Here is a 12,233-nt window from a genome sequence, read left to right on the forward strand (position 1 = left end):
AAACATCATTGAGATTGTCCCGGGATCTTTTTCGTATCCTCGGCTTGATGTTATGGGGTATGGGTGCCTTTATTACACTATTTTTTCTCTATTCTCAATTTAACGAATACAAATCTGATATTCGCCAGCAATTCCATTCAGGGTTTGAAAGCTTACAATCCTATATTCAACAAACGGGTGAAACGCTACAAGCCATTCAATCTATGACTGAGCAGCATAGGGTTAGACTGGATGAGTATAAAAAATCACGTGAAGATGAACCCGAGTTTATGTCATTACCTGGTTCAGCAAATTACTCTTTCTATAAACTAACGCTAAACTCTGATTGTGATTATTTTCAATACCGCTCCCAGCGGTATTTGCTTGCTTTTGAACAGCTAAACTATTTTTGGAAAGATAGTATTGCCGCCCCTCAAGGGTTGAACCACGTTTTTTTAATTGGTTCCCAAAGTTATTGCTTAGTTGATTATCCAATTCGGTCGATGGTTTCTGATATTGAAGTGCTTAAGAAGGTTGGCTATGAAAGTGCGCGTGCTTATCAAAGCCTAAAACTTCAAGGTAAAGAACGGAATATCTATACAATTGTACATGGTGCACAACCTGATAATGGCCAGATTTATTTGATTCAACCGATACAAAATACAGGGGCTGTGACAGGGTTTATCGGTATTGAGCGTACCATCAATTTAAATCAATTTAATATCAGCAAAGATAAATCTATCGAAATCATGGTGGCAAACTCTAATAATCAGCCTGTTTTATACTCGTTAGCAGAGGGAAACCCGAAAAGCTCTGCATTATTGACGATTACGGAGCCTTCGTTCTTTGGCTTTAACTCTGATTATTCAAAACTTATTTTTAAAAAACGGTTGTTACCTGCACAAATAACAGTTTTCTTTTCAATTTCAACGTCAGAGATTTTATCTAACCTAGAAAGCACCATATTCTACGGCACAATGCTGAATATTTTTACTGCGGTTTTATTGTTTTTCTTGATTTGGCTACTTGAAAGAAAAATGTTAGAACCCGCCGCAAATACGGCTATCCGTTTAGAAGAACACGAACAGTTTAATCATAAAATTGTCGCATCTGCACCTGTTGGAATTATCATTTTAAGGTTAATTGACGGTGGGAACATACTGAGTAACGAACTTGCTCACGATTACTTTAGGCTGCTTAACGATGATGACAAACAGCGAGTTCTGACGATTATTCGCCAAAAAACCAGTAATTATATCGATGTCGTCACGAAGAACGGAACCCATTTACAAATCAGCTTCGTAAACTCTCGTTATCAAAATGAAGACGTTGCAATTTGTGTATTAATAGACATCAGTATTCGTGTGCAAATGGAGAAATCATTACAAGATGTCGCGGATGCGGCAGAGCAGGCCAACCATGCAAAATCGATGTTCTTAGCAACAGTGAGCCATGAATTAAGAACGCCGCTATATGGGATCATTGGGAATATTGAGTTATTGCAGCGCTATGAATTATCAGAAAAAGCCATGCGCTTAGTCTCTACGATGGATAACTCATCCGCCTTACTGCTGCAAATTATCAGTGATATTTTAGATTTTTCAAAAATTGAGTCAAAACAACTGAAAATTGAAAACAAGCTTTTCAATTGCCGTGAAGTTTTTGCTTTTGTTTTAGCTAATTACCTGCCGCTAGTGTCGAAAAAAAGGATTTCACTGTATTCATATATTGAGCCTGACATTCCTGACTTGATATCAAATGACTCTGTGCGCTTACAGCAAGTTGTCTCTAATATTGTGAACAACAGTATTAAATTTACCCATTCTGGTTTTGTTTTACTCCATGTTTGGAAAGATAATAATTATTTAAAAATTGAAATTCGCGATTCGGGAATTGGCATGACACATGCGGTTGTTATGCAATTGTTTGACCCATTTTTCCAAGTTTATGACCAGAATAATACAGGGCATAAAGGAACAGGGTTAGGCTTGGCTATCTGTGAGAAACTGATAAACCTGATGGATGGGGATATTGAAGTAAGTTCTCAGCATGGTCTTGGAAGTTCCTTTACCATACGTATTCCATTGTATGGGCAAGAATATATTCAAAAAAATGTCCCTGAGTATCGCGCAAATTATCAAATTGCCATATCGTGCAAAAATGCATTTTTGATGAGCTTTTTATCACGCTTACTCAAGCATGCTGAATTTACCGTCGTAGCGGGAAATGATATTGATATGGATAGGGTTTATGACCTGCTCATCACTGATTTTACAGATAAAGTTGAAGTGCAAAGTAGCGACCAAATAAGGCTTTCAAGCTTTTATGCAGGGGAGTTTTATTCTTCTGGACCACATGAATGGATTTATAATACATATCAGTTGGATCAGTTACCGGTGCTTATCGATAAATGGTTAGTTAAAGTTGCAGAAGAAAATGTGAAGAATCAAAATAATCATGGGATTATTGAGGCTGATAGTCGTTTAGGTGAATATCATGTTTTGATTGTTGATGACCATCCAATTAACCGTATGTTATTGAGTGAGCAACTTGCCAGTATTGGCTTTAGTACAGGTACTGCAATTGATGGTATTGATGCACTTAAGTATTTAAAAAATAACCGTGCAGATATTGTTTTATCGGATGTGAATATGCCAAATATGGATGGATACCTGTTGGCTCAGGAGTTGCGACGTTTAGGGGAAACATTACCAATTATTGCATTGACCGCAAACGCAATGGCAGAAGAAAAACAACGTTGTATTGATGCAGGGATGAATGACTGCTTATCTAAGCCAACAACCATTGCAATTTTACGTGAAACACTGACACAATTTTGCACGAAATAAAAAATAAAAACCCGCAGTCGGGTTTTTATCGTTTAGATAGGATGATAATCATTACTCAGAAGGTGAATTATCAATACTCACCGATGAAAGATAATTGAGTAGTGCGATATCATTTTCTACGCCCAATTTCAGCATTGCCGATTTTTTCTGGCTACTGATTGTTTTAATACTACGATTCAATTTTTTAGCAATTTCGGTTACCAAAAAACCTTCTGCAAATAAGCGTAAAACTTCACTTTCTTTCGGTGACAAACGTTTGTCACCATAGCCACTTGCATTAACTTTTTCGAGTAATTTGCTAACGCTTTCTGGTGTGAATTTTTTACCTTTTTGTAAAGCCGCAAGCGCTTTTGGTAAATCTGCTGGTGCACCTTGTTTTAAAACAATACCTTCAATATCCAGCTCAAGGATAGCACTTAAGATTGCAGGGTTATTGTTCATGGTCAGAACAATAACTGAAAGGTCTGGATAGTGGCGTTTAATGTATTTTATTAATGTAATACCATCGCCATACTTATCACCAGGCATAGATAAGTCAGTAACTAGAACGTCAGCATTTAAGCGCGCCAAATTATTAATCAAAGAGGTCGAATCTTCAAACTCACCGACGATATTCACCCATTCGATCTGCTCAAGTGATTTTCGAATACCGAAAAGAACAATAGGATGATCATCGGCAACAATGACATTTAGGTTATTCATATTATTGGTTACCTTCTGGCATTAGTTTTTTGACTGAATTATCCAGGTCTCTAATGCAATTTCTTATTTCAATTCCGTTTTTATCTGCTATGTAATGTTCTAAATCCTCACAAAGCTTATGAAGAACTGTAAACTCGAGCATAGCAAAAACTCCTTTTAAACGATGTGTAGTGTTTTTCAATTCGGTTAAATCCTCAACACTTTCACTATTATACAGTTTATTAATATCTATCGGTACTGTTGTGACGAACAAATCTCGATAACCACTTTGTGCTAAAGCCAATTGGTAGGTTTCAATTGCTTTTTCTGTGATCGCTAAAGGTTCATCAAGGAGAACTATTTCACTCATATTACTGCTATCGGTATTCGCATTTTCTATTAATAAAGAAATAGCATCAATCAGTTCATCAGCAAAGTTGTAGTTAGCTTCAATATAATTATGGTTAATTATATTTACTGAGGAGAGACTTCCATCAACCTTAACGGTATATTCAAAGGCTTCTTCATTGTTATCAGTGATAAGTAAATCCCAATCTGGTTGGGCTGAGTTTTCACTTAAATCAAGATATTCAGCACCATAGTTTGACAGTGTACTTCTTACTATTCGTGAGATATCTGCATTGTGGATATTTAAACGAATGTATACGTCTTCTAATAGTGCAGGGTATTCAGACACGATAGATTCATCAATGGCAGGAATTGAAAGTTCATAATGTGTTCCAATTGCACTACTTGAGCGAATAGAAAGCGTGCTGTTCATTTTCTTTGCCAATAATTTGCATAAATAGAGTGTTACTCCAGAGCGAGTAAACTGTGCAGGTTTAACCGTTTGCGAACTAAATGGATTTTGCAGATTACTCAGTTCTTGGTTGCTCAAGCCAGTACCGCTGTCTCTAATATTGAGTGATATGATGTTTTTATCTATATCATAAGATAACGTGAAAGCGATCTTTCCAAAAGAGGTCGTAACAAGAGAATAGTCCCAAATTAGCTGTAAAAGGTTTTGTAGGTAAATAGGATTTACTTCAATCAGCAGCTCTGGATTGACATTGTTATGAAAATAGAGCGATAGACCTTTATTATTGATTTTAGATAGATTGTTCTTGAGAAACTGGCTGGTCAATTGGCCGATAGAAATCGCTTCTGGTTTCAGTGAGGCTTTTTGTGATTCTAACTGGTTAAGAAGTTCAATGTTATTGAACCAAGAGTAAATTGTCACTAATTGATTTTCAATCTCTCGGAAGATGGCACGTTCAGTGGTATCAGTTGGTGGGGTTAACTGTGAAAATTGCGCTTCGATTGTGGATAGAGCAGGTAAAATTTCGTTGCACATGTTCTCAAATCCAACTTTGCGCATTTGAATATTCTTTTGGTACTCGCGCATCGCAAGCTCTTGGCGTTTTTGGGTTAGAACTTCTTTATCTTTATCCATAATAATAAAGAGTGCTGCATTTGGCATTGCTTCATTTTCGACGAGCACGACTTCGAAGATGTTATTTTCAATAGAAACTTGAATAAAATCATGGTTATCCATAGCCATTTCTTTTATATGAACTAGATCCATTGAAGGTAATAGTTGGTTTGCAAGGTTATTACTGAGAATTTTCGTGTTGGTATTAAAATCGTAAACCAAGATGCCATAGGAGATACGATTGATGATATCGTTATTCAAGGACTCTTTAAATTGGAGTTCTTGTAACATGGATGTGTTCGGTGAAATCAAACGCTTACGTAGAAAAATTAACGTGGATACAGCTAAAAAAATCATTGCTATCGTGCAAGTAATTAGCCAAAAATTATAGCTAATAATATTAAAAATAATCGTTTTTAGCGAAATGTGATAATAAAGCTGATAGGGCGTGCCATCTATTGGTTGGGAGAATATAAGATTCATCCCCATTAATGTATTGTATGCTTCAGGGCTTGCTGTACCAGAAGATCGCGAATTTATTGTGAATAAATCACCATCTAGCGAGGTGGGGATCAATGAATTCATTGATATATCAAAGGATATAACACTTGTTAACTGCCCAGGGGAATTAAACATGAGGCGGTAAGTATAGTAATACACATTTTCAGGGGAATATTTTTGTACGTTAGAGATGATTTCCCGTCTATCCAGTAATGTGGACTGAGCTAACATGTCGGCACGTTTTTCTTCAGCGGTGAGTGTTAAATAACTTTCTTTGAAACGTAACTCAGGTTTTAGAACGGAGTGAGTAGTAACAAGAACTAAGGTGTTATCTAACCCATTTAGGTAATACATGGAGTTGTATTCATTTCTTGCCCCCCAAACAATCTCCATATAGTTAGCTAACTTAGTCGCGAGTTCATTACTAGAGGCTTTTTGGGGGCCGAACACGATGGCATCTAGGGTTTGGTTGGCACTAGTTAACCAATAAATGTCGTGGCGCATTTCCATCGGGAAAAGTGGGTTACTGGTCGGTACGGAGGATTTGTCATTGGCAAGTTTATAAATGTGACTTGCTTGATAACGATAATCTTCAATTTGATAGGCTAATCTAGCGGCCATGCTATGAAGTGCAGCTTGGCGGCTTTTGACCCATTCTTGATAGTAGTTAAAAAGTGATAATGAAAGCATCACTATCAACAGGAAAACAAATGTCGCAAAAATGCGTGAAAGGGCATTTGGTTTTAATAATGTTTGTCTGTACATACTCGAGCACGCGATCCCATCGGCAAATTTATTATTAGATTAAAAATCATACGCCTAGAGTACTAGTAGACTCCGATTTTGCACAGATATTACCATTTTTCTTGGTAAAATGAGAACAATTGAGTGAAGATTAGCCAAACGAATTAAAAAAAGCAATTTTTTTACTTTCAGGGGTAGACAAGGAGGCTGGATTCCTCCATAATCGCGCCCCATGGAGAGATGGCCGAGCGGTCGAAGGCAGCGGTCTTGAAAACCGCCGATGGGTAACCATCCTAGAGTTCGAATCTCTATCTCTCCGCCAAATTAGCCGGCTTAGCTCAGTTGGTAGAGCAACTGACTTGTAATCAGTAGGTCACCAGTTCGACTCCGGTAGCCGGCACCAAATAAGAACCCGTTAACTTGAAAGAGTTAACGGGTTTTTTCTTTTTATTTGTGTGCATAATTACAATGCTCTAAGTAGTGGTTGTGCCATATTTGTGTCATCGTGTGATATTAGCTCGTCGATCTTTATTGCATGTTCAGTGAGATTTCAGTGCTAAATGTGCGTATCTTCTCACCATTTCTATTGATTCCCATCCACGCATTTTTGCCAGTCCATAGATGGGCTAACAACCCACGTCGCTTAATTGTGTTAACTCGTTTAAAACTAAGTAGCTATCTCCTATCTATTTTGAATCGGCCTATATAATTAAATTTTTTTTAAAACTAATGTGATTAATGTTGTGTTATTGTTAATAATGTGCGGTATTAATGATGCAAAAATATCACATAAAAACACATTGGTTTTTGATTGGGCATACAAGATGAAATTACTAAAATATATAGAATCGTTATTTTCTTCAGTGAAGGTCTCTCGAAAAAAAGCATTTAAGATATTAAAAAAACTCAGTGCAGAAGAGAAGAGGGTGTTGATTTTAATCTATGATTCTGTGAATGAGCGGCTTAATGTGAACTCTGGCGTGAGTGTTCCTGAGTCATTGCTAGTAAAAAAACTTGTTATTTGTGAGAGCTGCCCAGAGAATGGCGAGGTTTATACTCTATCAAAGATGTGCGACTACATCTTGCGTGTACATTATTTTCGTTGATATGGACATGTAGTAGTCACTTATCTGTTTGTGAAGTGATAATATACCTTTGACCTGGTGACCAAATTAACTATGCCATATATGGACGTCCCGTGTTGTGCAAGCTCTGAGTTGATACGGTTTGCTGCCATATATTCGGCGTCGTTAGTGGATCTAATGACCCGCGCCATGATGTCATCCGCACCCTGTTTCCTTATCACTACATCGGTATGTCACTACCATGGCATAGTTCAGGCTATTACAGGGTCGGTTTACCGTTTTCTCATCAGTACCTGCAAACTCAGGATAAATCTTCTTCTCTGGATACAACTACGGTCAGTTCATCGCAAAAGCCCTGTCGATATTAAAACTTGTGGATTCTGTCAGTAACCGCCAGACAATGCGTGTCATCTTATTAGCCAGCGCAACAGTGGCTTTCATTTTTCCTCTTCGTTCAATAAGCCGTTTCAGCCACATTCCCAGTGCGTCATCGCGTTTATGAGCCCAGTGCATAACAGACCGCGCACCATGAATGATCAATGTCCGGAGATCACGATTGCCGTTTTTGGTCATCGCAGAAAGACTATTTTTTCCTCCAGAGCTGTGTTGGCGGGGAACCAGACCACACCAAGCAGACAATTGTCGTCCGTTAGTAAATTGCGCTGCGTTAACTTCACTCAGAAATGCAGCGGCAATAAGTGGACCAATACCTGGTATTGTCATCAGTACTTTGTATTTGGGTTGTTGCTGACAAAGAGCCGCAAGACTGTGCTCTACAGAAAGAATACGTTCATTAAGTGAATGTATATTTTCTAACAACGATAACAGCAACTGGCGCAGCACGGGGGAAATTAACTGTTCTGCATCTTCAATAATATCAGGCAGTCGTTGCTGTAAAATATGAATCCCGACAGGGATCTCAACGCCTTGTTCTGCCGCCAGTGACCGGGCCTGATTTGCCAGCGCAGTGCGCTGTTCCACCATCAACTGGCGGGCAGCTCTGAGGGCTTTAATATCTTGTTGTTCAACAGTTTTTATAGCGACAAAATGAATACCTGGGCGAAAAGCTGTCTCACAAATAGCGAGAGCATCGTTGGCATCATTTTTCTGGTGATGTGTTAATGCTTTTACGTGTTGCGTGGGTATCAGTCTGACTTGAAAACCGATTGACTGAAAAGTACGCCCCCAGTAGTGGGAAGTAGCACAAGCCTCCATTGCAATCATCGACCCAGGAGGGAATTGACGAATAGTATCCAGCAATTTAGCCCGAGAAACCTTGCGGTTAGATGCAATATTCCCATCACTCATCCAGACGCAAACCTGAAAGACAGATTTTGCCAGATCGATACCGATAACTTTTATCTCGTTCATGATGTAGTACCTCTGTGAATAAAATCGCTCAACATAAGTATGGCAAAACTTACATAGAGGGACGTCCATCACATCACTACAGTTTTAAAAAAATAGCCCCTGGTGTTGGGGCTTAAAAGGGATGGTACTACTAGGATTAACTCATAGAGTTAGTTATACGCGAATGAGCGTCATTTTATGAAAGTGATTGTTAAAATTAAATTAAGATTTGTAAAGTAATGAAAGATAAAAGAAAACTATGGCTGATTCCGAAGAATATTAGCGATAATTTTATTTATAGTTATGATTGATAGAGCTGGGCGTATAAAAATATAGATAGTGGTTTGGATATAAATTTCGTTGAGTGTGAAAAATAAAAAGTAGATATTATTAATGAAAAACTAAATTTTTATTTTAAGTAATTTTACTTGTTTCACTTAAATAAAAAAAGCCTCGTGAGATCACGAGGTTTTTTGTTAGAACCAGCTGTGTAGCATAAAATAGGATAATGAAAATACAAAAATTACCATCAGGTGTTGAAGCACCTTTAAAAATAAAAGAAATCTTCTTATTTGATGCATTTTTTCCTGCTCAGACTAACAAAATATAAGAAACTTAATACAGCTTATAGCTGTAGTTAAGATATCAAGAAAATTCCAATGACTAAATGTGAATTTTATGGAAAATGTAAAATAAAACATAAAGTAAGTAATTCTAACTAATGATAAAGATGTCGTGAATATATAACAACAAATATTGTTTTAATAAATACAAAAAGAAAAATATACTAGAGCTACGTTTTATTTCAGTAAAAAAATGCCCTATCTAATTATTAGAAAGGGCATGATAGTCATCAGATTTTTTTTATTTTAAATTAAAAAGTATTTTCATATTCACGTGCTTTTTTGATGTCGTAATTATGTTCCCATTTAGCAACAACAAGCGCGGCTAATGCATTACCGACAACGTTAAGGGCAGTACGCGCCATATCTAAAATACGGTCAACACCTGCAATGAATGCAAGGCCCTCTAGTGGGATCCCCACGCTGCCTAAAGTGGCAAGCAGTACAACAAATGAAACGCCTGGAACGCCTGCAATACCTTTTGAGGTGATCATCAAGGTAAATACAAGTATTAGCTCTTGGCCTATGGATAATTCAATGCCGTAGAGTTGTGCGATAAATATAGCTGCAATACTTTGGTATAAAGTGGAGCCATCAAGATTAAATGAATAACCAATTGGAATAACAAAACTGGTTACGGATTTTGGAGCACCATATTTTTCCATTTTGTCCATGATGCGTGGAAGAACAGTTTCAGAACTTGCGGTGGAATAGGCTAACAGAAGTTCATCTTTTAATATTTTCATTAACGTGAAGATATTAATTTTGCAATAGCGCGCAACAATTCCTAATACCACCACCGCAAAGAAAATAATTGCACAGTGCACAAGAATAACCAGTTTAAGCAATGGCACTAATGATGAGAACCCAAAGTTTGCAACGGTGACTGAGATCAGTGCAAATACCCCGATTGGTGCATACATCATGATCATGTTTGTGACACGGAACATAGTTTCAGAGAAGGTCTGTAAGACATCAAGCAGTGGTTTTTTCTTCTCAGTAGGTAATGATGACAATCCTAAACCGAAAATAACCGCAAAGAAGATGACAGGGAGCATATCGCCGCTCGCCATCGCCGCAAAAATATTGCTAGGGACTAACGTGAGAATGGTATTGATAATCCCGGATGGGTGGCTTTCAACTTCTTGCGTTGTTTTTTCGTATTGAGAAATATCGACTTGGGTGAGCTGAGACATGTCAATGCCAACACCCGGTTGGAAAATGTTTGCGAAGGAAATACCAACAATAATGGCAATTGTGGTGATCACTTCAAAATAGAGAATGGTTTTGAAACCGAGAGAACCTAATTGTTTTGTATTTCCGACACCAGCGATACCCACGATGAGCGTTGAGATAACAATGGGGACAACGATCATTTTAATTAGCTGGATAAATATTTTACCTGCGGGAGAAAGAATATTTAAAATAAGCCAATCTTTGTACTCTGTATTATCATGCAAAAGCGCACCAGCAATAACACCTAAAATAAGCGCGACCAGTATTTGCCATCCTAGGCCAAATTTAAAGGGCTTCTTATTAGTCACTTGGTTTAATGTCATAATGGAATCTCATTTATATTAATAATTTTTATGTATGCTTTTTTATTATCGTAAATTTTATAGCGAATATTCGAGAAAACTACAACTATTAACTCGATTTATTTGAGTAATTTCAGCAAGTAATTTATATCAAACCGTTACTTTTGTTAAAAAGATGAGTGAAAAGTCAATTAATTGTAACAATTCATTGGGTGATGTGAATTCTTGTGACGTGAGAAAGTTAATTTTTGAAGTATATTAAAAAAATGAAAGTGTTTTATTCTGGTGTCTTTTTTGTTAAAAATTGGTTTCTTGGGTAAAAATAAAACTAGATTAGATAAAAAAAGCAAACAAAAGCACTTTTTTTATTACATGACGATATAAATAGAATATTAAAATTAAAGATAAGAATGTGATTAATTAACAATACAGAGTTTTCTACTTTATAAATTTAAACTTACCTTGCTGTAATACCAGTAAAAAAATTTATTGTAAGAATAAAATGATTCACTCAAATTTTTGTAATGTAAAAATGAGTGAAAAATTTAATTTACAGTCATTAGGAGAAGGGAAGAGAGAAGTGAATTGGAAGAAAAGAAGGAATTAAAACGAGGTTTGGCTGCGTTTATATGCCGCTAATAGTGTTCGTTCAGATAAATCAAGATAGCTACGTAAGGTATTGGCGGCTTCAAGGTTGTGGCCTTCATCGAGTAGCTCAAGAATAAATTGGTTTTTATCAATATAAGGGGCATATAAGATTTTGGGGTCGTTTAGGTGCCCAAAAGCGAGACGTAATTCAGCAGACACATTACGATAAAGTCTGATAAGCCGTTCGCTATCGGTTAATTCGACAATTGCAGTATGGAATTTCATATTGGCAGTACCCACACCAATCCAATCCTCGATTTTCTCATGTCGACGTGCATCACAAACTGCATCTTTCATTTTTTGTACAGCAGGGTGCAGTGCATAGGCGTGTTCCAGCGCACTACATTCAATGAGTCGCCTTACATGGTAAATATCAATAATTGCCGCCATATCGGGGACTGAGACAAAAACGCCCTTATTTGGTGCATAGGTCAGCAACCCTTCTTGCGTTAATACACGAAAGACTTCACGAAGGGTATTACGTGAAATATCGAGTTCATCACTCAATGTTGCCTCAGACAAGCGTTGCCCTGGGGTTATTTCCCCAATGGTGATTTTAGAGCGGATAACTTCTGCAATCGTGACTGACAAAGTTTGAGCAACAGGCGTTTTTTTCATTAAAAAGCACACTTGAATTTGGTGGGTGATGAAGCGGCTATATTCACATATTCGCGTTTAGGCAGCAAGTTTCCTTTCAAAAACATCATGGTGCACACCTAAACTTGCACTTATATGGTGAAAATAGGCTAAGTTGCACTGAATTAGTGCATGCCAGTGAAAGTCATAACCTCATTTTTACTTTA

At 37.2% G+C, this 12,233-nt stretch carries 6 protein-coding genes, 2 tRNA genes and 1 pseudogene; 3 read left to right on the forward strand and 6 right to left on the reverse strand.

The window, feature by feature from the left end:
- Positions 1–35: 35 nt before the first annotated feature.
- Positions 36–2,828 (forward strand): two-component system sensor histidine kinase RcsC, encoded by a 2,793-nt coding sequence (gene rcsC, locus J6836_RS04680; protein WP_255586396.1) that lies wholly within the window; start codon positions 36–38, stop codon positions 2,826–2,828.
- 51 nt (positions 2,829–2,879) lie between these two features.
- Here the strand turns inward: rcsC and rcsB are convergent, their stop codons facing one another.
- On the reverse strand, positions 2,880–3,530 hold the full coding sequence (gene rcsB, locus J6836_RS04685; RefSeq protein WP_206082322.1) for a response regulator transcription factor RcsB: 651 nt from the start codon (positions 3,528–3,530) through the stop codon (positions 2,880–2,882).
- A 1-nt stretch (position 3,531) separates the two neighbouring features.
- Positions 3,532–6,207: a phosphotransferase RcsD gene (rcsD, locus tag J6836_RS04690; protein ID WP_219247253.1), complete on the reverse strand. Its 2,676-nt coding sequence runs from the start codon at positions 6,205–6,207 to the stop codon at positions 3,532–3,534.
- Positions 6,208–6,420: 213 nt separating this feature from the next.
- Between rcsD and J6836_RS04695 the strand changes: the two genes are divergently transcribed.
- Together J6836_RS04695 and J6836_RS04700 are read left to right on the forward strand one after the other, a co-directional pair.
- Positions 6,421–6,508, forward strand: a tRNA-Ser gene (locus J6836_RS04695).
- A gap of 5 nt (positions 6,509–6,513) precedes the next feature.
- Positions 6,514–6,589: transfer RNA gene (locus J6836_RS04700), tRNA-Thr, on the forward strand.
- 60 nt (positions 6,590–6,649) lie between these two features.
- On the opposite strand, the pseudogene J6836_RS22695 reads toward J6836_RS04700, so the two are convergent.
- The 4 genes and pseudogenes from J6836_RS22695 to J6836_RS04715 all read right to left on the reverse strand — a co-directional run.
- A pseudogene (locus J6836_RS22695) lies at positions 6,650–6,812 on the reverse strand (integrase); the annotation flags it as partial.
- Positions 6,813–7,607: 795 nt separating this feature from the next.
- A complete protein-coding gene (locus J6836_RS04705; protein WP_219244814.1) occupies positions 7,608–8,642 on the reverse strand; it encodes an IS110 family transposase in 1,035 nt (344 codons plus the stop codon).
- A gap of 853 nt (positions 8,643–9,495) precedes the next feature.
- Positions 9,496–10,803: a glutamate/aspartate:proton symporter GltP gene (gene gltP / locus J6836_RS04710; RefSeq protein WP_219247255.1), complete on the reverse strand. Its 1,308-nt coding sequence runs from the start codon at positions 10,801–10,803 to the stop codon at positions 9,496–9,498.
- Positions 10,804–11,385: 582 nt separating this feature from the next.
- Positions 11,386–12,048 carry a GntR family transcriptional regulator gene (locus J6836_RS04715; RefSeq protein WP_219247256.1) on the reverse strand — a complete coding sequence of 221 codons (663 nt, stop codon included), beginning with the start codon at positions 12,046–12,048 and terminating at the stop codon, positions 11,386–11,388.
- Positions 12,049–12,233 lie beyond the last annotated feature (185 nt).

The sequence above is a fragment of the Providencia sp. R33 genome, from assembly GCF_019343475.1.
GTDB lineage: Bacteria > Pseudomonadota > Gammaproteobacteria > Enterobacterales > Enterobacteriaceae > Providencia.